Here is a 26,000-nt window from a genome sequence, read left to right as displayed (position 1 = left end):
TATCAACAAAGTGCCCCGCGGAAACCCGGTAGACTTTCGGATAGGACGGGGGGCTTTACATAATAATCCGATGTATTTAGCTTGAATTCTAGCTTGGCCCCGTGCGGTCCGGCTGAGATCGAGATAAAAACCTTCCGGGCATGCGTGTCCATCGTGATGCTGCAGTTGGGCTCGGAGGCAACTCCGCCGGACAACCGGCCTAGAACTATAACCGAATGTCCGAACTTTCCTTCTTCGGCCAAATATCCGAGATGCTCCACCGCTTTGTCATGCTTTACCTCAGGCGAGTAGAAGCCCGGCGATTGAATTGGGGCTTTGATCTCGAATCGACTAACAAAATAACTCCCCTTTATAGAAGCTCCGGCAGAAAGAGGTAAAACGGAGGAGCAAGCCCACTCCAACTTTTGCTCGACGTGGCGGCACAGACGGGCATAGTAGCCTTTATTGTACGGAACAGCCATATGAGGCGAATAAACATGGAGTCCGTCAAAATCGGGACTGCCCTGTCCCCAGCTGTGGCTGTCGCCGAACAGCAGAATTTCGCGCTCTGACGTCCGGTTACCCCTGCGGTTTGCCGTAAGTACCGGAAAGGCGGATGTCGTCAGATTGCAAGCATAGCGCTGTAAAAAAAGGAAGGTTCCAGCAAGCGTCCATGATGCCACCGGATGCCATATGTTCATGTCTCCTTTGTTCTCATTCTAGGCATGCATTCTCTTTTGTTTGACGTTCAGCATTTTGTTCGCAATTCTACCTGTGACTAGCGTAGAAATCAAGCAACTTTGAGAAACTAGTAAACAAACGGAACAAAATCACTGAAAATGTAACTTGAAGCGAAAGAGTTCGACTCATATAATGATTAAATTAATTGGAAGCGGTTGCATAAAAGAGGGGCGTGACGAAGATAGCGATTCGACGGATCGGTATGTCGATTTTTACAAAGTTGGTTCTGGTGTTGTTGATCATATTCATGCCATTTTCGATTATGTCCCTTATCCTAGGCCAAAAAGGGAGTATTAGCATTAAAGAGGAAATTACAAAATCGGTCATAAGCAGAGACGAATTTTTTATGCAGTCGCTGGAAACTGAAGTAAAAAGGATAAATCAACTTACTCTCGAGTTTGTAATCGACAATGACTTGAAAGAGCTCGGTATTTCGGAGGAACGCACCGATTATATCAGCCGAACGGAAAAGGTGCTTGCCGTGCAGAAGCGACTGCATATGCTTAAGGCGTCAAGCCCGTATATCGCTGAAGCGAAAGTGTTTCTACCCCTACTGAATCGGACGCTTACTTCGGATGACATTCAATCCTTCATCCAGCCTGGAGAGTACGAAGCGCTCAAGAATAATTTGGATTCAAACCGGTTGATCGAATCCGGCGGCAGACTGTTCATGAGCTTGCGCTATCCGGCAAGCACCGATTTTCGTCGGATGCCCGTTTTTGTCATTGCGGTAGAGCTTTCAACGCAATCGCTGCGTGACGGTTTGTTAAACGTCGTAAGCCCGGAGCAGGGCAACTCCGTTCTGGTGAATCCGATTGAAGGCTGGATGATTTCGAATGAGCGAGAAAGCGGTATTTTGAAACAAATGAAAGAGTTAGCATTCCTTCAACAGAAAGAAGGGCAACTCTCAGGGATTACAAAGCAGAGACTGGACAAGAAAAATTACATCATTTCCTATAAAAAGTCGCCATCGCTTTCTATCATGCTCATTGTTTACGTTCCCCAAGAACGAATCCTTGGTTCACTGCACAGTTACGAGAAATGGACTTGGCTGCTGCTGGCTGTTTCCGTCGTCATGATCGTATTGTTCGCGTATTCGTTATATCGGATTATTCACACTCCGCTGCGCAAGCTTGTTGTGGCATTCCGCCGGGTCGAGAACGGCAATTTATCGCCTATTGAAGAGGTCGCAAAGAGAGATGAATTTGCCTATTTGTATCATCGTTTCAACAACATGGTATCCAGGCTAGACGTGCTCATACATGAAGTGTACGAGAAAGAAATCCGAAACCAGCGATCCGAGCTGCGGCGGCTGCAATCGCAAATCAGTCCCCATTTTTTGTACAATTGCTTTTTCAGTTTGAACCGTCTAATCCTGGCTGAAGCTAACGAACGGGCATATCAATTTGTATTGTTTCTGGGCGATTACTTCCGCTTTATTACACGAAATGCTGAGGACAGAATATCGCTCGCGGAAGAAATGGATCACGCAAAAACTTATGTGGAGATCCAGTCGCTATGTTACGGTGCCCGCATCGACGTAGAATTTGAGACGCTTGCAGAACAGTTCGGCCAACTGCAAGTACCTCGTTTGATTGTTCAGCCCATTATTGAAAATGCTTATAAATACGCGCTGGGACCCCGCGTTCGGCAAGGAGAGCTCTGGGTGCATACGACCGTAAACGACGGATTTTTATTCGTAACGGTAGAGGACAACGGGGACAACTTGACCGATAGGCAGCTTTCGGAATTAACTGCGATTCTGGAGGCATCCGACACTGGGGTGGAGGAAACGACGGGTCTAATTAACGTTCACCGGCGGATCGGGATTATGTTCGGTGCCGGCAGCGGCATTATACTCGGCAGATCTCAGCTTGGCGGAATGTGCGTTACGATGCGTCTGAAATTGGAAAACAAAATAATGGAGGGCTAGACATGTATCGGATGCTCATCGTCGATGATCTTACCGTCATTGTTGACGGTCTAATGAGCTTATTCGGCAAACAGCGCGACTTGGAGCTTGAACTGTATGAAGCGTATTCAGCTTGCGAAGCCATCGATATTTTGCGTGAGGTAAAAATCGACATCGTTTTATCGGATATCAAAATGCCGGGGATGGAGGGCATTGAACTGTTGCGTGAAATTCGGTTGTACTGGCCGGATTGCAAAGTCATTTTTCTATCCAGCTTCGACGATTTTAACTATGTCAAAGGTGCAATTTCTGGCGGGGGATTCGACTATATTTTGAAAACGGAACCGGACGTCAACATTGTAAATGCTGTTCGTAAAGCGGTCGCTGAGCTAAATGACGAATATGAAGCGCGCAAACGGCTGCACCAGGCGAATCTCCAGAAGAAACAAGCGGTGCCTGTGTTGCGGCAGCAATTTTTTCGCATGCATTTGCAAGATGAAGTCGTGCACAATGCCGCCAGACTCCGCGATTCATTTGAAGAAATGGAAATTGAACTCGCAGCGGATCTCCCCATGTTATTGTTGATCGGCCGGGTTGATTCCTGGGAGGGTAAATCGCAGGTCTCCGAGCGTCGTTTGTTGCTCTATGCCCTGCAAAACATTGCCGAGGAGCATCTTCGGGTTTCGGCGCAACTTGTTTCGTTCGCCGCGGACGAGTCAAATGTCGTATGGCTGATTCAGCCGAAAGAAGAGATGCCGAAGGAATCAGAGGTTTGGGAAAAATTATGGAGCTTCGTATATGGCACATTGGAATCCATCCGGAAAATCGTCGGCGATTTGCTCAAAATACCGGTTTCCTTTCTGTTAGGACATACGCCTGTCCGTTGGGATAAAATATCGACTGCTTATGACGCTTTACGCACATTGTTTTTGAGCGAATGGGGAACGGGAAGAGGGGTCATCCTGACAGATCGGTTTGTACCCGATCCTTCACGAATGTCCGTCGATTCGACGAAATCAAGGTTGCAAAGCCAGAAGATGAAAAAAATGTCTTTGCTCGGCCACTATCTGGAAACCGGGGCACGGCAAGACTTCGAAAGAGTGTTCCAGGAAATAGTGGAAGGCGTGAAAGAAGAACAGCGTTCCGGCTTTTTAAAACTTGAGATGTTTCATGGGCTTGCGGCGATCTTTTTAGCTTATTTAAACCATTACCCGCCAAACCGGGAAATCGTCGCGTCGATCGTTCTGGATAAATTGTCACATGCCGATCCCAATAGTTCCTGGGACGATATTGTCTCTTATTATTCAAAGCTTTCCGAGCTGATGTTCGAGCATCATACCGAATCCGACGTTCGAAATGAGCTTGATGTCGTGTCGGAAATAAACGATTTCATCGAGAAGCATCTTTCTGAAGATCTGTCTCTTACCAGAATCGGGAGACACGTGCATCTTAATCCGGCTTACATGTCGAGAATATACAAACAATCAACTGGCTATGGTCTGTCGGAATATATCAACATGATTCGGCTTGAGAAGGCTAAAGATCTTCTGAAGCATTCCGTGTTAAAAATTTATGAGATTTCAAGTATGGTCGGCTATGATTCGCGATTGTCGTTTATACGATTCTTTAAAACAAACATGGGTGTAACGCCCCAGGAGTTTCGGGACATGTAAAAACAATTCTTCGCACGGATTGCATATTGTAGACGGATGTAACGAAAAGTACGAAGTTGAATCTAGTTGGCCTACGACTCAAGTTTATACAATGAAGGAGACAGGAGGACGTTAAGAAGGAACGAAAAATGTTATGACAGTTAAGGTACGCTTGCAGTTGAACTCACAAACGGGGGGGATTGAATATGAAGCGGCAAGTAGCGCGAAGACTGTTGTCGGTTTGTCTGGCATTGATACTTGTATTAGTCGCAGCGTGCAGCAATCGGAATGAAGATACGGCCGAATCCGCCAAAGCATCAGAACAATCAACCAATGCAGGGGAAGGTTCGGCAGCCCCAACCGCTGAAAGCGGAACCAAATACGATCCTCCGATTCAACTATCCACGATTCGCACGATCCCTTCCGATCAATATTTCGATGAAGGCGAGAATATCGACCACAATGCCATTTACGATTATTACAAAGAAAAATTGGGCATCGAGATCAAAAACAAATGGACGGTCACAAACGATTATAGCAACAAGTTGAAGATCGCCATCGCTTCCAACGATTTGCCCGATTTTTTCCTGGCGGGGGCAAACGATTTACAGCAACTTATTGATAACGACATGATCATGGATTTGACGGAAGTGTGGGACAAGTACGCTTCTGCGGATACGAAAAGCGAGTTTACTAAAGACGGCGGGCGGCAAATGAAGACGGCAACGTTCGGCGGAAAACTGATGGCGATTCCGGAAACGAACAGTCCCTATAACCGGACGAGTTATGTTTGGGTTCGGAGAGACTGGCTGAAGGAAATGAACTTGCCGGAGCCCAAAACGATGAACGATGTTCTTAAAATATCCGAAGCGTTCGCCAAACGGGATACCGGAGGCAAAGGCAAAGCTTTCGGACTTTCCTTGTCCAAGACATTGAATCTTTCGGGATTTTTCAGCGGGTATCATTTATATCCGGATATGTGGGTCAAGGATGCAGCGGGCAATTTGCAATTTGGCAGCCTAGATCCGCGGATGAAGGTAGCGTTGCAACAATTGCAAGACTTGTTCAAAGCCGGGCAAATCGATCCGGAGTTCGGCGTGAAAGACGATTCGAAAGCATTGGAATTAATGGCGGGCGACCGTGTCGGGCTCATGTACGGTTGGTTCTGGAACAGCTTCCCTCTGGCTACAAGCGCGGTTAAAGACGGTAAGGTCGTACAGGATTGGGCTCCTTATCCGATTGTTTCGGTGGACGACCAGCCGGCTTTAAGCCCGACGACAGCGGCTGTTCCGCAGTATTACGTAATCAATAAAAATGCCAAAAATCCGGAAGCGGTCATCAAACTGTTGAACGAATGGATCGATTATGTCCTTCATCCGACAGAAGAAAACGGCTTGCTCGTATTCGGGAAAGCCAAGAAAGACACAGGACACTTCTTCTATGCAATCAACCCGATCGTCGTCTTCTCCCAGGATAGTAACGTGGTCTCGGGCGATCTTATTCCGCGGGCTTTGCAAACCGGGGATGTTTCGCTCCTCGGGAAAGACGTAGACCGCAACGCGAGATACGAAGCGGCAAAGAAATACAAGGAAGGTCAGATCGACGGGGCGAGTTGGAGTCAGTACCTCGTCGCCGGTGAAGGCGGAACGATGGCCCAGATGTATGAGGCTTACAAAAAAAGACAGATTTTACTTCGATGAATTTTACGGCGCGCCGACGCCTACGATGGGAGATAAGCTCAGCGTCCTGCAGGCTAAGCAAGCCGAAGTCTGGACCAAAATCATACTGGGTGCACCGGTTAGCGAATATGACAAATTCATCGCTGAATGGAAGAAGCTTGGCGGCGATCAAATTACAGCTGAAGTGAACGATTGGTACAAAAAAGATGCAATAAAATTAAGAATTGAGAGGTATGGAAAAGAAGAAGACGCAGCTTGGTCGCGGACACAGCCCGTCTTCTTCTCCTCCCTCAAAGAGGTGAACGGTTAGTTGCATAAGGAATGGAAACAAAACGGACTGCTGCATTTGATGATGTTGCCGGGTTTGCTGCTGATCTTCATTTACAGCTACGGTCCAATGGTTGGAGCGATTATCGCGTTCAAGAAGTTTTTGCCCGCCAAGGGGATCTTCGGTTCCCCATGGATCGGCTGGGACAACTTCGAATACGTCTTCCTGATGCCGGACACGCCTCGAATCATTACGAATACAGTCATTATCGCCGTTGCGAAAATCGCAGTCGGTATTGTCGTTCCAGTAGCGGCGGCGCTTTTATTAAACGAAGTCAAAAGAAACGTATTCAAAAGGACGGTTCAAACGCTCATTTATTTACCTCATTTCTTGTCTTGGATTATTTTGAGCGGTATATTAATCGACATTTTGTCGCCCACTTCGGGAATCGTTAATTCGTTGTTCGGCTGGTTCGGCGCAAATCCAGTTTACTTCCTCGGCGACAACGGGTGGTTTCGATTTACGGTTGTTCTGTCCGACATATGGAAGGAATTCGGATTTAGCACAGTCGTCTATTTGGCCGCATTAACGGCAATAAGTCCGACGTTGTACGAGGCGGCCGAAGCGGACGGGGCAAACCGCTGGCGGCAAACATGGCACATTACGCTCCCGGGCATGACGCCGGTAGTTGTACTGATGGCGACCTTAAGTCTTGGAAACGTATTAAACGCTGGTTTTGATCAAATTTTTAATCTCTACAGCCCGCAAGTTTACGAAACCGGCGATATCATTGACACTTTTGTGTACCGGATCGGATTGTTGCAATTCCAATACGGCGTATCGACGGCGGTAGGATTATTCAAATCGGTTATCTCTTTCATGCTGATCTCGATCTCATATATGCTAGCTTATCGTTATGCCAATTACAGGATTTTTTTAGACGGGACGTGGCGTTTATTGAAATATAACAGAAGTGCCGGGTACCGACTGTTTGCCTTGTTTAATTATGTTTTTTTATCGCTGGTCGCGCTCAGCTGCATCCTTCCCATTATTCATGTTTTAGCGATTTCCTTTAGCTCCGCCTCAGCAGTTACGGCCGGTGAAGTCAAGCTGTGGCCGGTCGATTTTACAAGCGCCTCTTATGAGAACGTATTCGGAAAACCGGCGTTTATTGCCGCTTCATGGGTTTCGCTGCAGCGAGTCGCCCTTGGCGTTCCACTCAGCATGCTGCTGATCACGCTGCTGGCTTATCCGCTATCCAAAGATAATAAACAGTTCCGTTTCCGTACATTGTACGTCTGGCTACTGGTCTTCACGATGCTTTTTAGCGGAGGACTGATTCCGTACTATATAGCCGTTAAGGAGACAGGACTAATCGATTCGTTGTGGGCGCTTGTCCTTCCGTCAGCCGTGCAGGTATTTAATGTGGTGCTGCTTCTCAATTTTTTTCGGAATTTGCCTAAGGAGCTGGAGGAGTCGGCCAAACTGGACGGCGCGAACCATTGGACGATTTTATGGCGCATCTATGTGCCCGTTTCGCTGCCGGCACTGGCAACCGTCATGCTTTTTACAATCGTCTATCATTGGAACAGCTGGTTCGACGGGCTTATATTCATGAATCGCCCCGAGAACTATCCGTTGCAAACGTTTTTGCAGGTCAACATCATCGTGAAGGATTTATCCCAAATGACGGCGCAAGAAGCCGAGCTTTATTTCAAAGTGAATGACCGCACGGGCAGGGCGGCGCAAATTTTCGCAGCCTCACTACCCATTTTACTTGCGTATCCGTTTCTGCAGCGTTTCTTCATGAAAGGGATTGTACTGGGGAGCGTTAAGGGCTGATTCCAATCCGGGGAGTGTTAAATTTATGCGATTTCATCGTATTTGCTGTATACTCCTAAGCTTGATTTTGTTTGTTCCCACCGTTGCCCTGCCGGAAGCCCGCGCAGCAGGGACCAGTTCGCTATCTTTCGATCTCAATAACTTGGGCAAGACGATTACCAATAAGTTCAGCGAAGCGGTTGATTACGACCTCAACTGGTGGAAGGACGATAGCGTAATCCCGAATAGCGTTATGCCGGCCGATTATTTTGCCACGCAGTTTCCATATGTAAAATATGTGCAGTTGATAGCGGCAACCGGAGGCAGCGTTGAGCGAGATCTCTTCGTCAATCCGAACGACCGCAGCAACTTGACGGACTACAAGTTCGACAACCTGATCAATGCGGCTGCCAACCTCGTTCGTCAAGGATTGAAGCCGTACATGAAGACAGGAAGCGTTCCGCTGAAACTTAGCGCCCATCCACACATCGGCGTAACAGGAACGAACGATCAGCCACCTTCCGATTATGACGCTTACTACAATTATATTAAAGCGATGGCGAATGCTCTGGTCGATCAATTCGGACTTTCCGAGGTAAGAACGTGGAAATGGGGAGTGATGCAGGAATTCAACAACGCTGAATGGTTCGACGCCGGGGATCCGACAAGCACAAAAACCGCCTATTTGAAATTGTACGACTACACGGTTGCCGGGCTGGAAGATGCGCTCGGACCGGAGAACGTTCAAGTCGGCGCACACAGTATTTCGGGGAACGGGGCCGGATACTGGGACGAAAAGGATTTGTTAGACCATCTGAAGAGTGGGACCAACTACAAACGGGGGACGATCGGAACGCAACTGGATTTTATATCGATTTCTTATTACGATGTGACTCCGGTCGGCTTTGACAGCGCCAGATTTCTGAACAGCCTTACGCCGCTTCGCAATTACGCGAATTCGATCGGATATACCAATTTGGAGTATGGCATGGACGAAGGGCATATTCTGACAGGTTGGGACAATCGGCCGCTGGCAAGCCGCTCCGTTCAGCATCCCATAGAAGGGTCTTCGGACGCCAAAATCTTTAAGTTTGCAGTAGATAATGATTTGGATTGGTTCGAGTTCTGGGACTATACGCAAGTGGCAGGCGTTGACGATGTCAAATCGGTATCGGGGAACGTCCGCGATCTTGTCTATCGGATGTCAGGCGACCGGTTGGCTTCGCTGGCAAAGTCAGGTTCATCCGCTAACCCGGCGGATGAAGTTGACGGAATGGCCGGCTTAAACAGTGCGGCGAACACTGCCCATGTATTGGTTTTCAACAACAATGCGGATGGAAATGCGACGACAACGGAAACCGTAACACATTCTCTTCGTAACATCGCGCCAGTCAGCGGAAGTACAGTAACGGTTAAGAAATGGATTTTGGACGAATCGCACGGCAACTGGTGGGGCAGATGGTGGCTGGATCAGAGCAATCGCGGGCTAACAGACAGTTCCTATTTTTGGTCCAAGTACAGCGCCAATTTGCCTTGGAATTTGTTGAACGCGTCCGATCGAAACTTCTGGTTGGAAAACAACGGCATATATAAAAACCAAGGTGAGCTATTTTCAACTACGCAGGAAGTAACCGTGAGCGGCAACCGACTGGACTTCGTGGATGATATTTCCCATCATGGCGTTGTTTTTTATGAAATTACTAACGTCCAGAGCGTGCCCGAGGCAGGACAAACTGCTCCCGGTGCTGCAACGAGTCCTACTCCTTCGAATGGCGCGATCGGCGTGAGCGCGACTCCTTCGATATCATGGACTGCCGGAAGCGGCGCCGCTTCGCACGATGTGTACTTTGGAACGAGCAATCCGCCGCCGTTCGTCAAGAACCAGTCGGGCACTACTTATACGCCAGACACACTTGCCGGCAACACGACCTATTATTGGCGGATCGATGAGCGTAGTTCCGGAGGCACTGCAATCGGCACGGTGCGGAGTTTTACGACAAGCCTGTATTCGGCGGAACTGCTTAGCAACCCGGGTTTCGAAAGTGGTACGACAGGCTGGAACGCCTTCGGCTCCGCGACGTTGACCGGCGTCACGACACCGATTCACGGGGGCAGCCAAGCGGTTAAAGTGACAAGCCGCACTGACGAATACGGAGGACCGCGAAGAGATATAAAAAGTATTTTGCTCGCCAATGGCAAAGGCAACTATGAAGTTTCTTCTTGGCTCAAATCCGTAAGCGGATCTATGAGCGGAATTATGCAAATCTGGGTGAAGTATGACGGTGGCCAGCAAGCATGGTTCAGTAATGCTTTTACGAGTTTTAACAACTGGACGAATCTTTCGGACACACTTGGCGTTACATGGACCGGGAATTTGGAAGATGCGCAGCTTCGGATTTATACGAATACCGGTCAAACAGGCGATTTCTATGCGGATGACATCAGTTTAACGAGGAAAGCGCCGCTGACTGCGCCGGGAACGGCAGGGGTCTATGCGCCCGCAAACGGCGCAACGGATGTAAGCCTTGCCCCGACGGTATCATGGACTGCCGGCTTAGGCACGGCTTCGCACGACGTGTACTTCGGAACAAGCAATCCGCCGCCGTTCGTGCGAAATCAGTCGGGAACGGCTTATAGGCCTGGTCCGCTTAGCGGTAACACAACTTATTATTGGCGGATTGACGAGAAGAACAACAGCGGTACGACAGCCGGGACCGTAAAGAGCTTCACGACGACTACCCCTCCTGCGGAACTTCTTGGCAATCCCGGCTTCGAAAGCGGAACTACCGGTTGGACATCCGACGGGGCAGCAACCTTAACCGCTGGCACAAGCCCTGTTCACGGAGGCAGCAAGGCCGTTCTGGTGTCGAGTCGCTCCGATGAATTCGGAGGACCGCGGCAAGATATTAAGAATCTGTTGCTCGCCAGCGGGCAGGGCGACTATGAAACGTCCCTTTGGCTCAAATCCGCAAGCGGCACGATGAGCGGGATTGCGCAGATTTGGCTTCAATACGACGGCGGCAAGCAATCCTGGTATAGCGCAGGATTCGCGAACTTCAGCGATTGGACCCAATTATCGTATACGCTCAATGTGACATGGACCGGAACGCTGGAAGCAGCACAGCTTCGGATCTTCACGAATGCCGGTCAAACCGGGAATTTCTATGCGGACGACATCAGTTTGAAGAAGGAAGGCAAACCGTTCCCGCTAGGTCCTGCCAAGAGTCCTTCACCGGCAAATGGGGCAACGGGCGTCAGCATTTCGACTGATCTTTCATGGTCGCCTTTCGGATGGGCATCGTCGCACGATGTATACTTCGGAACAACGAACCCGCCGCCGTTGATTCGCGACCAGAAAAGCACGTCTTTTAATCCGGGGACACTTTCGCCCAACACGACGTACTACTGGCGAATCGGCGAGAAAGGCGCGGCGGGCTCCGCGATAGGTCCGGTGTGGAGCATTACGACTGCCGCGTATACTTCAGAACTACTGACAAATTCCGACTACGAGAGCGGTACAGCGGGATGGACGACTGATGGAGCAGCCGTACTTAGTAGTATCACGAGTCCTATTCACGGAGGCAGTAAAGCGGTCTACGTGACGAGCAGATCTGACGAGTACGGGGGACCCCGGCAGGATGTCAAGAGCTTGTTACTCGCTAATGGACAAGGTCTTTACGAAGCATCTGCCTGGCTGAAAGCCGGCAGTGGCAGTCAGAGCGGAATCATTCAAATCTGGCTTCAGTATGACGGAGGGCAACAGAAATGGATCAGCCAATCGTTCCAAAGCTTCGCCGACTGGACGAAGATTTGGTATAACTTCAACGTCACGTGGACCGGAACATTGGAGACGGCGCAGCTGCGCATCTTCACGAATACCGGTCAAACGGGGAATTTCTATATGGACGACAGCAGCTTGAGAAAAATGTCTTGACTGGTGGACACCGCCTTTCGGGGTGGTGTCCTTTCTTTTGCAAAGAATAGTAGCCGGAAGCTGGGAGGGGCTCTGCCATGAAATTATCTTTACGAATTTGGCCAGCGAGATTTATGGAGAATCGCGAGTTCGAAGAACTGCGAAGGCTGCTAAATCCTTATAAAGGCGCAATCGACGAATTGGGTTTGATTTTAGAATATCGGATGAGCGGTTACACGCCTCTCGACGAATTTGCGGACGAGTGCGGGACGATGGCGACAAGAGTTCGGCAGCTGAAGGAAGACGGTTTCTCCGTAGGCGTGAATGCGATCACGATCGGTCACATGAACGACGCCTGGGATTGGACGCCGTTCCGGGGGCAACCGATGGTCGGTCATGACGGAACGCTAGGGATCGGCTCATTTTGTCCAAATGATCAATCGTTTCTGACTTATACGAGGGACAAATACCGCCTGCTGGCGGATACTGGGCTTGATTTCATCTGGGTAGACGACGATCTGCGCATTCACCATCACCTGCCGGTCGATTTTCCATGCTTTTGCGACACTTGCTTGGAAATATTTAATGGCAAGCACGATTGTTCATTTACCCGCGAAGAGTTGGTTGATTTGCTGAATGCGCCGGAAGGCGGCCAATTTCGCGAATGGTGGGTGGAGCATAATATCGCGACGCTGGAGCGGCTCGCGTCGGTGATCAAGCATGCGGTACATGAGATCGACGAGGGGATCGAATTAGGTCTGATGACCGCAGGATTGGAGTGGAGAACGTATTCCGGAGCCGCCTTCGAGCGGTGGATGACAGCGTTGAGTGCCGTTAAAGGCAGACCGGGGGGCGGTTATTTCGAGGATCGGACGCCGGTCGGGATGCTTCGCAAATGGATGGAATGCGCGCGCCAGGCGGCTCTTTATCCCCATTTTGTATACGACATTCAATACGAACTGGAGACGTTCCCGCAACAGCGGTTGAAGAAATCCATCCGTACGATGATGACCGAAAATACGATAATGATTGCCGGCGGGATGAACGGCATCGCCGCGCATATTCTCAAATTGGAGAAAGGTTCTACCGGCGAGCATGCAGCTTGGCTGAAAGAGATGGTCCATATGAAGCCGCTCTGGGAAAAAATGAATCGCATTGCCGGCTCATGGCCTAGCCTCGGTTTGTATCCCGCGATGTCCCCGAATTTTGAAGCCAAACGTAAAGTCGGCGAGCGGGGCTGGTTTGGCGTGCCGCAAGAAGCGGATAAACCCGGTGCCCTGCATGAGATCGGTTTTCCGTTAACTATGATGGAGGACGCGGCCTGCGGGATCATTTTGAGCGGTGAAATGGCGCAAGCGTATACTTACGAACAATTGAAAGCCATGCTGGCCAAGGGAGTCTTTCTGGATGGAACGGCGCTCGAAACGCTTGCGGAAATGGGGCTTGGCGAATATTGCGGCGTGTCGATTGCGAAAGTGTACGATAACGGCGTGCTGGAACGGTTTACTTTAGACCCCCTCAACGAGCCATACGCCGGGGAACACCGAGACGGGAGAATTACGGTTTACAATGAAGCGGGCTACGTGCTTCAGCCGTTGCACAATGCCGAGGTTCGCGTGTTAAGCGAACTGATCAGCTACTCAGGTCAACTACTGGGCGCTACTTTTACAATCCATGAGAATAGCTTGGGCGGCCGGGTTGCCGTACATGGCTATGCTCCCTGGATCAGCTTGTATTCCGAGGCGAAAAGAAGCCAGCTGCATCAGGCTTTCCAATGGATCAGCAGAGATCAGTTGCCGGTAACGGCATTTCACAGCGGATTAAAAGTCGTTCCATTCGTTAGGGCTTCTGCTGATAAGTCACAAGCGATGATCCTGCTCGTAAACGCCAATTTCGACGATACAGGCACGTTCGAAACGGAAATTGCATGGCCCGTACCTCAGTTGTATCGTCTCGGTCATGATGGAGCGGCTTCGGCCGTGCCCGAGAAGAACATTCGCTTGGACAAAAACAAAACCTATTTGAAAGTTGATAACATTCTCCCGTGGGATTTTATAGTTTATTCAACTGAATCTAGTAATTGAGCCGCATTAACCTACTTTAAAATGATTTCCGGAGGGAATTTCGAATGAAAAAATTTACGTTTATCGGTGCAGGCAGCTTCGGCTTTACACGAAATTTGGTGCGAGACATTTTGTCGTTCCCGGCGTTTGCGGACTGTACAATCGCGTTGATGGACGTCGATCAAGAGCGTCTCGAATTCATCAAGCAAGCCGTGGATAAAATTATCGCCGCAGGCAACTACCCTGCGAAGGTGGTGGCAACGACCAATCGTGCCGAGGCGCTGCAAGGAGCGGACGGCGTCGTATGTACGATTCTTGCGAACAGCGTCGATGTATGGCGGCATGATATTGAAATCCCTAAAAAAGTACGGTGTCGACATCAATGTTGGCGACACGCGCGGGCCGGCTGGCGTGTTCCGCGCGTTACGCACGATTCCGGTCATGTTGGACATCTGCCGGGATATTGAAAAATATTGTCCCGACGCGGTATTCCTGAACTATACGAATCCGATGACGATGCTGTGCAACGCCATGCAAAATTATACGAACGTAAACGTGATCGGATTGTGCCATAGCGTCCAGGGGACTGCGGAAATGCTGGCGGAATGGATCGGCGCCGACACGAAAGATGTCAGCTATCTGTGCGGCGGCATCAATCATCAGGCTTGGTTTCTCGCGTATAAGTGGAACGGCAAGGACGCTATTCCGCTTATTAGAGAAGCCATTTTGAGCCGGCCGGAAATTTACAATGCTGAATTAGTCCGCAACGAGATGTTCCTGCATCTGGATTATTACGTGACCGAATCTAGCGGGCATAATTCCGAGTACAATTCTTGGTTTCGCAAGCGGGCAGACTTAATAGAAAAGTATTGTACTCATGGCACTAACTGGAACCCTGGGGTACACGCATTTATATTAGACGATTACAAGAACCGGCAAACGACGTGGAAGGACGAGATTTTGACATGGCTGAACAAGGAGGAGATCGATTTGAAGCGCAGTCACGAGTACGCGTCGGACATCTTTAACGCCGTGCTCGGAGACGGTACATTGTTCAAGTTCTCCGGAAACATCCGCAACCGCGGCTACATTACGAATTTGCCGCTGGATGCTTGCGTGGAGGTTCCGGTCCTCGCTTCCAAATCCGGATTTGAACCGATATCGATCGGAGCGTTGCCTAGCCAACTGGCTGCCCTCAATACGGTGAACGCAATTAACGAGATGCTTGCCGTCGAAGGTTCGATGACCGGAGATCCGCGCAAAGTGTTTCATGCCATCGCGAACGATCCGCTCACTGCCGCTGTACTGAGTTTAAACGAGATCAAACAGATGGTTGACGAGATGTTTGCCGCGAACCGCGACTATTTGCCGCAATTTAAGCATTGGAACGGATAGACAGCAAGGATCTGTCGACGATTATCTATGAAAGCGAAACGAGTATATTAGCGACTAGAAAGGAAGCGTCCTTCGTGAGTTACGCACAATATCGTTTGCCTCAAGTGCTGCATTATGGACGCGGCTCATTAGCCGAGCTTGGAAATCAGGCTTCCGAGTTTGGCAAAAGAGCGCTTCTAATCAGCGACCGGAATCTTGAGAGATCAGGCAAGGTAAATCTCTGTATCGATGATCTGCGCAGCAGCGGCTTGACCGTGGCCACATATTTGGATGTCAATTCGGAACCTACCGACCTACATGTGGCTGAGGCTTTACAAGTTCTGAAAGAAAATCAATGCGATGTCATTATCGCGTTGGGCGGGGGAAGCTGTATCGATGCGGCGAAAGCCGTCTCTGTCATAGCTTCTGGCGAACAGATCAACGACCTTGGAGACCTTCAGCAAGCGATTGCGGATAAACCCATTCCGTTAATCGCCATACCGACCACGGCGGGCACTGGTTCCGAAGTAACGAACGTATCTGTCATCATTCATAGCAAAGACGATGTCAAGATCATGATCAAACACAATGCCCTTATGCCCGCAGCTGCGATAATCGATTCTACCTTGACTTTATCCGTTCCCCCCGCTGGTCACCGCGTCCACTGGCATAGACGCGCTTTGTCATGCGCTGGAAGCCTATATTTCGCGCAAGGCCCAGCCGTTAACCGATCATCTGGCTCTGGGGGCAATCGAGTTGATTGTCCGCAATATCCGTTCCGTCTATCAGGACGGACGCAACGAAGAAGCCAGAGACCACATGATGCTCGCATCCATGATGGCAGGCACGGCGTTCTCCAACGCTTCGGTTACCTTGGTTCACGGCATGTCGCGTCCGATCGGAGCGTTGTTCCATGTGCCCCATGGCATGTCCAATGCGATGCTTCTTCCGGTTGTCATGAAATTTACGCGTGACAGCGCTACCTCACGCTTGGCTCGAATCGGAACGCTTTTTCGTCCGGATGCCAATGGTCTTTCCGAAGAGGAATTGGCTGATTTAGCCGTTCTGGAGATCAAGCAATTGTGTCGGGACTTGCAAATTCCCAATCTTAAAACCTGGGGAGTTAACCAAGCGCACTTCGATCAAATGACAGCAAAAATGGCCACGGATGCACTAGCCAGCGGCAGTCCAGCGAACAATCCGCGGGTGCCGACGCATGAAGAGATCTCACATCTTTATCAAGAATGCTACAATTACGATTTTTCCGACATCTGAGGAGGTCCCCTTATGAGCACGACAGCTGCTCCGCAAACGCTCCGGAACTTCATCGGAGGACAATGGATTTCCTCCTCATCGGAGAGAACCGATATCGTTCCGAATCCGGCTACAGGCGAACCGCTGGCCTATGTACCTTTCTCCACCCGCGAAGATTTGAACAATGCTGTGATGGCCGCCCGGGAAGCATTCACGGATTGGAGCCGCACCCCCGTACCTAAACGGGCGCGGTTGCTTTTCCGCTATCACCAGTTGCTCGTAGATCATTGGGAGGAGCTCGCCCGACTGATTACGCAGGAGAACGGCAAAAATTATGAAGAAGCTTACGGAGAAGTGCTGCGCGGCATCGAATGCGTGGAGTTTGCCGCCAGCGCCCCGACATTGATGATGGGCACGCAACTGCCGGATATCGCGACCGGAATCGAATCCGGCATGTATAGCTATCCGATTGGCGTCGTAGGAGGCATTACGCCGTTTAACTTTCCAATGATGGTTCCTTGCTGGATGTTCCCTCTAGCCATCGCATGCGGGAATACATTCGTGCTGAAGCCATCCGAACGCACACCGCTGCTCGCCAATCGGTTGGCTGAATTGTTCGCTGATGCGGGTCTTCCGCCAGGCGTGCTTAATATTGTTCATGGCGCACACGATGTCGTGAACGGCATGTTGGAAAATAAAGATGTCAAAGCGGTGTCGTTCGTCGGATCCCAGCCTGTCGCAGAATATGTGTACCGGACCTGCGCAGTCAATGGCAAGCGGGTGCAGGCGCTCGCGGGAGCCAAAAACCATTCCATCGTTCTGCCTGATGCAGATCTAGACATTGCAGTAAAAAACATTATCGCGGCCGCTTTCGGCTCGGCAGGGGAAAGGTGCATGGCTTGCGCCGTAGTCGTTGCTGTCGGAGAAATCGCCGACAAACTGGTCGCCAGGTTGACGGAAGAAGCCAATAAGCTGACCATCGGCAACGGTATGGAACCAGGTAACTTCCTAGGTCCTGTCATCCGAGAGGCCCACAAAGCAAGGACCATTCAATATATCGAGACAGGAGAGAAGGAAGGGGCTTTGCTCGTCCGAGACGGCAGAAGCGATATTGCTGTCGACGGCGAAGGATATTTTGTTGGACCAACGCTCTTCGATCATGTGACGTCTGAGATGAAAATCTGGCAAAATGAAATCTTCGCCCCCGTTCTATCCATCGTACGCGCCGCCGATTTGACTGAAGCCATTCGGATGGCCAATCTTTCCGAGTTTGCCAACGGAGCTTGCCTGTATACTGACAGCGCCAAAGCAGTGCGGCAATTCCGCGACGAAATCGACGCGGGCATGCTCGGAATCAATATGGGAGTGCCTGCTCCGATGGCCTTCTTTCCGTTCTCCGGCTATAAGAAGTCGTTCTACGGCGACCTGCATGCCAACGGACGAGACGGGGTCCAGTTCTATACGCGCAAAAAAATGTTGACGGCTCGCTACTAGGCCAATAGTTTCCTTATCCTTCCAGCAGTGCGCGTATGTTGCCAAACCACCCCCCCCGGACCGACTTTAGCTTCCCGACACAGCGCACGAAAGCCGATTTTATCGACGATGCTGCAGATATAAGCAAGCTTTACGCACATTCGCCGAAGATTGGCATCGCGAAGTACCAACCTGAGAACTTCGATGGCGATGATGACCGTTTCCAGCACACGAACGACACACCTGTTTCGGCGGAATACTAAGTTTAAGTTCCGTCGGCAACTCGTCCTCTCTGTCCTATAGCTTGGATGGCGGAACATACTTGCAACCGTATTCTTCACCGGTAATCCTCAAACAGGACGGCGATATGATACGGTTCCAGTATCGGACGACCGCCGGGTGGTCGCCTGCGGAACCTGTCGGTTTAGATGATTGGTACATCCACCCGGCAACCATGACGCTGCACACGTCCGACTCGACATCTGGAGTGGCGGATACCGTATATAGCCTAGAGAGCGGTGCAACCTGGATGGCGTATTAAACGCCTATCTCGTTCGCTAAAGATGGAATCTACACGGTTTCCTATCGCTCGGTCGATCATGCCGGGAATCAAGAGACTATACAAACGTCCAGTATACGCATCGATTCGACGGCGCCCCATATCTCGATGACGTCGCCTGCTTCGAATGGAGCGGCTTACATGGATAGCGTCGATCTCGTTCCTGCGATTACGGTATCGGATAATGGATCGGGAGCGGAAGAAGCAAATGTTATCGTATCGCTTGACGGGCAGGATCTGCAGGCTGGCGAGCCGATTGTGCTATATACGCTTCCTCTCGGATCGCACACATTGTTTGTCAGTGCGGCCGATGCCGCCGGCAACATCGGGCGTCAGACGGTGACTTTCGAGATCGCTACCCATATCGACTCCTTGAAGGCGTTAATTGATCGGTTCAAGGTCATGGAATGGATCGATAGCTCAGGGATTGCGAACAGTTTGAAGAAGAAGCTGGACCATGGACATCTTGAGGCGTTTATTCATCAGGTGAAAGCTCCAAGCGGGAAACATGTCGACTTGGATGCGGCGGTGTTGCTGCTCCCAGATGCGAGGTGGCTGTTGCAGCAACGAGAACAAGTTGGGACATGATCGGCTTCTTTTTCTTAAATGCTGGACGATTGGGCCATTTCATTAACCGTCGCTAATAACGGCTCTTACGAGCACTGGCTCTTTTGTCGACATAGCTCTCATGCGGACTGCGTTAGATGCCGGGCGAGGACGTACGCCGTCGCGGCCGCGGCGCTGTGGCGCAAAATGCCGCCGTCGTGTTATCATTTGGATAAAAGCGCGAGCGCGGCGAAGCACGCCCCCGGACGACGGTCCTCTGTCGGCCGGGGGGTTCGCTATGCGCCTATACGATCGCCATGCGGGAGGGAGAGCGCCGTTGAAGACCCTGGTCATCGCGGAGAAGCCGGACATGGGCCGCAATATCGCCGCCGTCATCGAGCCGAAGGCCCAGAACAGACGCTCCTACCTTGAAGGAGAACATTATATTATCACGTGGGCCATCGGCCATCTGATCGGCCTTGCGGAACCGGACCTGTACGACGAGAAATATAAAAAGTGGCGGCTCGGCGATCTGCCGATTATTCCAGACCGGTTCAAGCTGCTGCCAAATCCGCGGACGAAGGATCAGCTCGAGACGATCCGCGAGGTGGCGAAGCGCTGCGACCGCCTGGTCAACGCTTGCGACGCCGGGCGAGAAGGCCAGCATATTTTTTCGCTGATCCAGCGGCATCTCGGGTTGTCGCAGCCGGTCAAGCGGCTGTGGATCTCGGATCTCACGGCCGAGACGATCCGCAAGGGCTTCGACGAGCTGAAGGACGGGGCCGAATACGAGAATCTGACGCGTGCGGCCAGAGCCCGCAGCGAAGCGGATTGGCTCATCGGCATGAACGGCTCGCGCGCGTTCACGACGCGGCACAACGAGCTGCTGTCCGTGGGTCGGGTTCAGACGCCGGTGCTGGCGCTTATCTACGATCGCCAGGTGCAGATCGAATCGTTCGACTCGCTCAAATTCTACGAGGTGTCGGCGCAGTTCGTTCAGGGCGAGACCGAATACCGCGGGCTGTGGCAGGGCGAGCGGATCTCGGACGGAGACAAGGCGAAGGCCATCGCGGACAAGGCGCGGGGCAAAGAGGGCCGGATCGCGAGCTACGAGGTCAAGGATACGAAGGAGTACCCTTGGCGGCTCTACGATCTGACCCTGCTGCAGCGCGAAGCGAACGGCAAGCTCGGCTTTTCGGCCAAGAAGACGCTGGACGTCGCGCAGGCGCTTTATGAAAAGCATAAAGTTATCACTTATCCGCGAACCAACTCCAATTACGTGAACAACGAGAACATCCCGGAGATGCACAAAGCGCTGGATGCGCTGCGCGGGACGGCGTTCGAGACGATCGCGGCCGGGGGCAACAAGCGGCTCGTGCACACCGGCAACAAAGGCGTCTGCAACCCGGCGAAGGTCGAAGACCACCATGCGATCATGCCGACGGCCAAGAAGGCGGGGGCGCTGTCGCCGGACGAAGGCAAGCTGTACGACATGATCGTGCGTCGGTTCGTCTCGCATTTCTACCCGCCGGCGGAGTTCAAGGTGCACACGGTGCTCACCGAGGTAGCCGGCGAGACGTTCAAGACGACGGTCAAGCAGATGATCGCCAAGGGATGGAAGGTCGTCTACGAAGACGCCGGGGGCGGCGCTGCGTCCGGCGGAGGCGAGAAGAAAGGGAAATCCGATGCGCCTTCGGCCGGCAAGGACGACGATGGGGAGTCCGAGCGCGGCGAAGAGGTGGAGACGAGCGGGGATTTCTCGCTGCAGGCGGAGGCGCCGGTGCGGTGCGTCGAAGCCGAGGCCAAGGAGAAGGAGACGCAGCCGCCGAAGCCGTACACCGAAGGAACGCTGCTGAAGGCGATGGAGAGCGCGGGCAAGCAGATCGAGGACGAAGAGCTGCGCGACGCGATGAAGGACTCGGGACTCGGCACGCCTGCGACGCGCGCGGCGACGATCGAGCGGCTGAAGCAGGTCGGCTATGTGGACATGCAGGGCAAGCGCATCGTCATCACGCCGAAGGGCAGATCGGCGATCCAACTGATCCGCGGCGCCGGCGTCGAGCTGCTCGCCTCTCCGGAGATGACAGGACAATGGGAGCGGCGGCTCGCCGAGATCTCGCGCGGACAAGCCTCGGCCGACGTGTTCATGGCCAACGTGCAGAAGTTCACGCGGCTCATCGTCGACAAGGTCCGCGTCCAGCGGCCGGCGACGAAGGAGGCGTTCGCGAAGCCCGAGCCGGCTGCGAGTCGCGGGCGCGGCAAGGGCAACGCCGGCGGCGACGGCGAAGCGGCGAAGGGGCCGCGCGGCCGGGCCAAGGGCGGCACCCGGGCCGAAGGCGGCGAAAGTGCCGACGGCGCTTCGACGCGCACCCGGACGAAGGGCGCGGGGGGCAAGCGCGCCGAAGGCGCAGTCGGCGAGGCGGCCGCCGGACGTTCGCCGCGCGCGAAGAGCGGGACGGACGCGACGGGTACCAAGTCGCGCGCGGCCGCTCCCGTTTCGGCATCGACGGCTTTGGCGACGCCGAGGGCGGACGCCGAACCGGCAGCTCCGCCTGCTCCCCGGCCCGCCGTCATCGCCAAATGTCCCCGGCCGGGCTGCGACGGTTCCATTTTCATGGGCCGCAAAGGCTACGGCTGCAGCGCGTACAAGTCCGGCTGCGGCTTCGTCGTCTGGCGGGACAGCTTCGGAATGGCGCTGGACGACCGGCTCGCAGCCGAGCTGATCCGTACTGGCCGTACGTCCAAGCTTAGCTTGCGGGACGAAGCCGGCTCGACGCGCGAAGCGCGAATCGTGCTGGCCGATCCGTCCACCGGCAGGCTGGCGATCGAGGACTGACGGCCATTATCGCCCGAGATACGCGGCAAAACCACGTAACTCCGGCATCGCGCCGCGATAAGCACGGAGATACACGGAAAAACCGTGTAACTCCGGCATCGCGCCGCGATAAGCACCGAGATACACGGAAAAACCGTGTAACTCCGGCATCGCGCCGCGATAAGCACCGAGATACACGGAAAAATCGTGTAACTCCGACATCGCGCCGCGATAAGCACCGAGATACACGGAAAAACCGTGTAACTCCGACATCGCGCCGCGATAAGCACCGAGATACACGGAAAAACCGTGTAACTCCGGCATCGCGCCGCGATAAGCACGGAGATACACGGAAAAACCGTGTAACTCCGGCATCGCGCCGCGATAAGCACCGAGATACACGGAAAAACCGTGTAACTCCGGCATCGCGCCACGATAAGCACCGAGTTAAGCGGAAAAACCGTGTAACTTCGACATCGCGCCACGATAAGCACCTAGATACACGGAAAAACAGTGTAACTCCGTCATCGCTGCCCATGTTTGAATAAAAACAAATGCATGCCAGCTCAATCCATTGGAGGTACGAAGATGTTACTCAAAAAGTATGTCGGCATCGGCGCCGTCGTCGCCGGCCTGGCCGTGGCATTCGGCGCGTTCGGCGCCCATTCGCTCAAAGAGACGCTGTCCGAGCATGACTTGGAGGTTTTCGAGACCGGCGTTCGCTATCAGATGTACCACGGTCTCGGCATTTTGCTGGTGGCGCTGCTGTCCGAACGGCTCCCATCGGCTTTGAAGCTGACGCGCTGGTCCGCACGTCTGCTGTTGATCGGCACCGTATTGTTTTCCGGCAGCCTGTACCTTTTGGCGCTTAGCGGCATCGACTGGCTGGGCGCGATTACGCCGCTCGGAGGCGTCGCTTTCCTGGCCGGCTGGGCATGTCTTACGGCCGCAGCTATCAAGGGCGGACGAGGCGAGGCCTGAATCGCCGACAAGTCGACCATTTTATAAGAAGACTCCGCTTTCTTCTATGGAATAATGCTGTACGATTGGAAAGTTTGCACTATAATGAAACCTATAGATAACCGCAAGCGGTCGATCTTCCATAGAGAAAGAGGAGGCGCATCATGGATCATTGGAGCGCGGCTGCGCTCGCGGCGGCCGTCATTGCGGCGCTGTCGCTCGGTACCGCCGCCGTCTTTCTCGTACTGCTTCGTCGCGAGCGTCAGCGCTCGCGAACGATCGCGGGCGCCGTCGATTCCGATTGGATCAATCTGCTGCGGGAGAGTCCGATCTCGCTCACGATTATTAACAGCAACGGCATCGTAGAGAATATTAGCAGGCAGCTCCTCCCCCTTGCTGGGCACCTCCTCGGATCGCGTGTTCGGCCTTCATTTCCGGGACATCATCCATTCGGATTCGGCCGGTCAGGCCGCTTCCATCTTCGCCCGCACGCTGCGCGGCGAGAAATGCGTCGAGGACGTCAAGCTGCGGCGCGCGGACGGCGTGGCCATCGAGGCGCATGTCGAGACGAGTCCTTATATGCGCGAAGGGGCGATCGCGGGCATTGTCGTTTTCACTCAGGACCAGAGCGATCAAAAACGCTCGATGGAGCGGATCCGCTATATGGCCTATTACGACGATATGACGGGTTTACCGAATCGCCGATTTTTCATGAACAGGCTGACGGAGCGGCTGCATGCCGCAGCGCAGTCGGGGAACCGCGTCGCCGTCTGGTATATGGACATCGATCGCTTCAAGCTGATTAACGCGTCCTATGGACGGGATTACGGCGACATGCTGCTGCTTCAGGTGGCGGAGCGGCTGACGCGTTGGTTTCCCGATTCGTCCAATATCGCCCGTGTCGAGGGCGACGAGTTCGTCGGCATGTTCGCGGACTTCGAGCTGGAAGACCAGGCGATCCGGCAGATCGATGGGTTGATGAAGCAGTTCGAGACGCCGTTCGAGCTGGGCGGCGTCACCGTTCACGTGACCGTCAGCGTCGGTCTGGCGACCTGCGGCTCCGATGACCCCGATGCGAACGCGCTGCTCAAGCGGGCCGATACGGCCTTGCACCGGCTGAAGGAAAACGGGCGCAACGGCTGCCTGCTCTACGACCCGGCTTTCGAGCATACGGCGATTAACAAGCTGACGCTCCAGCACGAGCTGATGGAGGCGATGAGCCGCCGTCAATTCCTGCTGTACTATCAGCCTCAATACGATCTTCGAAGCGGCAGGCTGGTCGGCTTCGAAGCGTTGATCCGGTGGCGGCATCCCGAGCGCGGGATGGTGCCTCCGTCCCATTTCATTCCGGCGGCCGAGGAGAGCGGGCTGATCATGGCGCTCGGCGATTGGGTGCTGCTCGAAGCATGCAGACAGAACCGCGCCTGGCAGCGCGCAGGACTCCCTTCCTATCCGATATCCGTCAATCTGTCGATCCGACAGTTCGCGCAGCCGAATCTGGTCGGGCGAATTGCCGAGATTCTGGACGAGACGGGGCTGGCGGCTCCCTATCTGAAGCTCGAGATTACGGAGAGCATCGCCATGGACGTCGAGCGGGCGACAGCGATTCTCGAGTCGCTCAGCGACCTTGGCGTCGGCATTAGCGTGGACGATTTCGGCACGGGTTATAGCTCGTTCAGCTATCTCAAGCGGCTGCCGATCGACTGCCTGAAGATCGATCGCTCGTTCGTGCGGGACATTCACCAGGATCCCAACGACAGGGCGATCGTCGCCGCGATCATCGCCATGGCGCACAATCTGCAGATCGGCGTCATCGCCGAAGGCGTGGAGACCGAGGCGCAAGTGCTGTTCCTGCAGGAGCATGCTTGCGACGAGATGCAAGGATATTACGGGAGTCCGCCGCTTCCCGCCGAAGAGGCCGGCGCCATGCTGAATCGCGATCACGGCTTATCCATATCGGACTTGCACAACAATGACGCCGCGGCCCTTTGAGGGCTGCGGCGTCATTGTTGTGCGCATATGTTCATTCGCCAAAGTCGTCGATTTCGTTCAAACGGAAGGAATAGACGCTTTTCTCGTCGACATGGTAGACCGTCAACAGTTCGTTGTCGGGATCGAAGTTCACGACCCTGCACGGGACGCTGAGCTTTTCGCCCTTGGCCCGATTCACCGTAATCCGGATCAAACGGGAGGTTTTAATGTAGTCGCGAATCCGCGAATCGAGCGAATCGGTAAGGACCTGATGCTTCGTCTTCGCGGCCTTTAATTCGTGTTGAATCGCCTCGCCGAGCACGATGCCGGATTGAATGCGGAAGTCGGCGAAGCCCCCCCGCGTTCAAAGACCTCAGCAGCTTCTCCAGCGCTTCCCCGTTCGTACCCGCCTTCACCAAGATATCTACCGAGAATAGATAGGAACGTTCTGAGTTGTCGTCTGAAGCTTTAGTCATGATTGGCCCCCATATCTAATGGCAGTTTATATCCCGAGGATCAGGTTTGCTAGGAATAATATATCATGAATGCAGGGCTCGACAAAGTATTATTTTGGGTACCGGCCTATGCCCTGATAGGTCGAAGGTAGCATATGCTGAAATCAGAAACCCGCGCTCCTCACGGAATTCGTTGGAGGTGAACGATTATGATCAAACTCGTGCCGATCGTCATCGAAGGTTATACCGCTCTCGGGGTCGAGGTGCTGCTCCCCAAAACGACGCTGCTGGCGGTCACGGCTGGAGACGGTTACATTATGTGCGGCGCCTTGGATGTCGCCTTGCTGAACGACAAGCTGAAGGATCGAGGCATCCTCGCAGGGCGGGCTGTCGGCGTGAAGACGCTCGATCAGCTGCTGGACGCGCCGCTGGAATCCGTCACCTTCGAAGCCGAACGTGCCGGCGTCGTGCCCGGCATGCAGGGCCGTGCGGCCATCGCGCTCATAGCCTCGCTGTCCGCAGGGCGGCACGGCTAGGCCGATCGAAGGCAAATGCGGTTACTCGG

Annotated in this window: 20 protein-coding genes and 2 pseudogenes; 18 read left to right on the top strand and 4 right to left on the bottom strand. The window is 53.1% G+C overall.

Going from position 1 to position 26,000, the window contains the following annotated elements; translation table 11 throughout:
• Positions 1 to 2 precede the first annotated feature (2 nt).
• Positions 3 to 680 (bottom strand): hypothetical protein, encoded by a 678-nt coding sequence (locus tag OMP38_RS05090; protein WP_277564143.1) that lies wholly within the window; start codon positions 678 to 680, stop codon positions 3 to 5.
• A 212-nt stretch (positions 681 to 892) separates the two neighbouring features.
• Between OMP38_RS05090 and OMP38_RS05085 the strand changes: the two genes are divergently transcribed.
• The 15 genes and pseudogenes from OMP38_RS05085 to OMP38_RS05020 all read left to right on the top strand — a co-directional run bounded on the left by OMP38_RS05085 (position 893) and on the right by OMP38_RS05020 (position 22,070).
• Positions 893 to 2,653, top strand: a complete 1,761-nt coding sequence (locus OMP38_RS05085) for a sensor histidine kinase (RefSeq protein WP_277564142.1) — start codon at positions 893 to 895, stop codon at positions 2,651 to 2,653.
• 2 nt (positions 2,654 to 2,655) lie between these two features.
• A complete protein-coding gene (locus tag OMP38_RS05080) occupies positions 2,656 to 4,305 on the top strand; it encodes a response regulator (RefSeq protein ID WP_277564141.1) in 1,650 nt (549 codons plus the stop codon).
• Positions 4,306 to 4,490: 185 nt separating this feature from the next.
• A complete protein-coding gene (locus OMP38_RS05075; RefSeq protein WP_277564140.1) occupies positions 4,491 to 5,984 on the top strand; it encodes an extracellular solute-binding protein in 1,494 nt (497 codons plus the stop codon).
• Positions 5,947 to 6,273, top strand: a complete 327-nt coding sequence (locus OMP38_RS05070) for a hypothetical protein (protein WP_277564139.1) — start codon at positions 5,947 to 5,949, stop codon at positions 6,271 to 6,273. Before OMP38_RS05075 ends, OMP38_RS05070 begins: the two co-directional genes overlap by 38 nt.
• A gap of 39 nt (positions 6,274 to 6,312) precedes the next feature.
• Positions 6,313 to 7,167: pseudogene (locus OMP38_RS05065) on the top strand (ABC transporter permease); the annotation flags it as partial.
• Positions 7,168 to 7,188: 21 nt separating this feature from the next.
• The gene (locus OMP38_RS05060) at positions 7,189 to 8,073 is read left to right on the top strand and encodes a carbohydrate ABC transporter permease (RefSeq protein WP_277565171.1); all 885 of its coding nucleotides are present in this window, start codon (positions 7,189 to 7,191) and stop codon (positions 8,071 to 8,073) included.
• Between the two features lie 25 nt (positions 8,074 to 8,098).
• Positions 8,099 to 11,986 (top strand): carbohydrate binding domain-containing protein, encoded by a 3,888-nt coding sequence (locus OMP38_RS05055; protein ID WP_277564138.1) that lies wholly within the window; start codon positions 8,099 to 8,101, stop codon positions 11,984 to 11,986.
• 3 nt (positions 11,987 to 11,989) lie between these two features.
• On the top strand, positions 11,990 to 12,067 hold the full coding sequence (locus OMP38_RS35575; RefSeq protein WP_420869622.1) for a hypothetical protein: 78 nt from the start codon (positions 11,990 to 11,992) through the stop codon (positions 12,065 to 12,067).
• A complete protein-coding gene (locus tag OMP38_RS05050) occupies positions 12,064 to 14,049 on the top strand; it encodes a hypothetical protein (protein WP_277564137.1) in 1,986 nt (661 codons plus the stop codon). The genes OMP38_RS35575 and OMP38_RS05050 overlap by 4 nt, the downstream gene beginning before the upstream one ends.
• Positions 14,050 to 14,093: 44 nt before the next feature.
• Positions 14,094 to 14,495: a family 4 glycosyl hydrolase gene (locus tag OMP38_RS05045; RefSeq protein WP_277564136.1), complete on the top strand. Its 402-nt coding sequence runs from the start codon at positions 14,094 to 14,096 to the stop codon at positions 14,493 to 14,495.
• Positions 14,440 to 15,423: a family 4 glycosyl hydrolase gene (locus OMP38_RS05040; RefSeq protein ID WP_277564135.1), complete on the top strand. Its 984-nt coding sequence runs from the start codon at positions 14,440 to 14,442 to the stop codon at positions 15,421 to 15,423. Before OMP38_RS05045 ends, OMP38_RS05040 begins: the two co-directional genes overlap by 56 nt.
• A gap of 74 nt (positions 15,424 to 15,497) precedes the next feature.
• Positions 15,498 to 16,677: pseudogene (locus OMP38_RS05035) on the top strand (iron-containing alcohol dehydrogenase).
• A 12-nt stretch (positions 16,678 to 16,689) separates the two neighbouring features.
• Positions 16,690 to 18,150 (top strand): CoA-acylating methylmalonate-semialdehyde dehydrogenase, encoded by a 1,461-nt coding sequence (locus OMP38_RS05030; protein WP_277564134.1) that lies wholly within the window; start codon positions 16,690 to 16,692, stop codon positions 18,148 to 18,150.
• 679 nt (positions 18,151 to 18,829) lie between these two features.
• Positions 18,830 to 19,276 (top strand): hypothetical protein, encoded by a 447-nt coding sequence (locus OMP38_RS05025; RefSeq protein WP_277564133.1) that lies wholly within the window; start codon positions 18,830 to 18,832, stop codon positions 19,274 to 19,276.
• 295 nt (positions 19,277 to 19,571) lie between these two features.
• Complete coding sequence (locus tag OMP38_RS05020; protein WP_277564132.1) at positions 19,572 to 22,070, top strand: DNA topoisomerase 3; 2,499 nt, start codon at positions 19,572 to 19,574, stop codon at positions 22,068 to 22,070.
• Positions 22,071 to 22,076: 6 nt separating this feature from the next.
• Here OMP38_RS05020 and OMP38_RS05015 read toward each other — a convergent pair whose 3' ends face one another.
• Positions 22,077 to 22,475, bottom strand: a complete 399-nt coding sequence (locus OMP38_RS05015) for a hypothetical protein (protein WP_277564131.1) — start codon at positions 22,473 to 22,475, stop codon at positions 22,077 to 22,079.
• A gap of 162 nt (positions 22,476 to 22,637) precedes the next feature.
• On the opposite strand from OMP38_RS05015, the gene OMP38_RS05010 reads away from it, so the two are divergent.
• Complete coding sequence (locus OMP38_RS05010) at positions 22,638 to 23,030, top strand: DUF423 domain-containing protein (protein WP_277564130.1); 393 nt, start codon at positions 22,638 to 22,640, stop codon at positions 23,028 to 23,030.
• 44 nt (positions 23,031 to 23,074) lie between these two features.
• On the opposite strand, the gene OMP38_RS05005 is transcribed toward OMP38_RS05010, so the two are convergent.
• Positions 23,075 to 23,413: a hypothetical protein gene (locus OMP38_RS05005; RefSeq protein ID WP_277564129.1), complete on the bottom strand. Its 339-nt coding sequence runs from the start codon at positions 23,411 to 23,413 to the stop codon at positions 23,075 to 23,077.
• On the opposite strand from OMP38_RS05005, the gene OMP38_RS05000 reads away from it, so the two are divergent.
• On the top strand, positions 23,403 to 25,001 hold the full coding sequence (locus OMP38_RS05000; RefSeq protein ID WP_277564128.1) for a putative bifunctional diguanylate cyclase/phosphodiesterase: 1,599 nt from the start codon (positions 23,403 to 23,405) through the stop codon (positions 24,999 to 25,001). The genes OMP38_RS05005 and OMP38_RS05000 overlap by 11 nt on opposite strands.
• Before the next feature lie 31 nt (positions 25,002 to 25,032).
• Here OMP38_RS05000 and OMP38_RS04995 read toward each other — a convergent pair whose 3' ends face one another.
• Positions 25,033 to 25,302, bottom strand: a complete 270-nt coding sequence (locus tag OMP38_RS04995) for a hypothetical protein (RefSeq protein WP_277564127.1) — start codon at positions 25,300 to 25,302, stop codon at positions 25,033 to 25,035.
• Between the two features lie 342 nt (positions 25,303 to 25,644).
• Here OMP38_RS04995 and OMP38_RS04990 point away from each other — a divergent pair, with 342 nt between their 5' ends.
• Positions 25,645 to 25,971 (top strand): YunC family protein, encoded by a 327-nt coding sequence (locus OMP38_RS04990; protein ID WP_277564126.1) that lies wholly within the window; start codon positions 25,645 to 25,647, stop codon positions 25,969 to 25,971.
• Positions 25,972 to 26,000 lie beyond the last annotated feature (29 nt).

This window comes from Cohnella ginsengisoli, assembly GCF_029525555.1.
Taxonomy (GTDB): domain Bacteria; phylum Bacillota; class Bacilli; order Paenibacillales; family Paenibacillaceae; genus Cohnella; species Cohnella ginsengisoli.
Note: the sequence above shows the minus strand (reverse complement) of the source record. Positions and strands in the feature narration are given on the sequence as shown.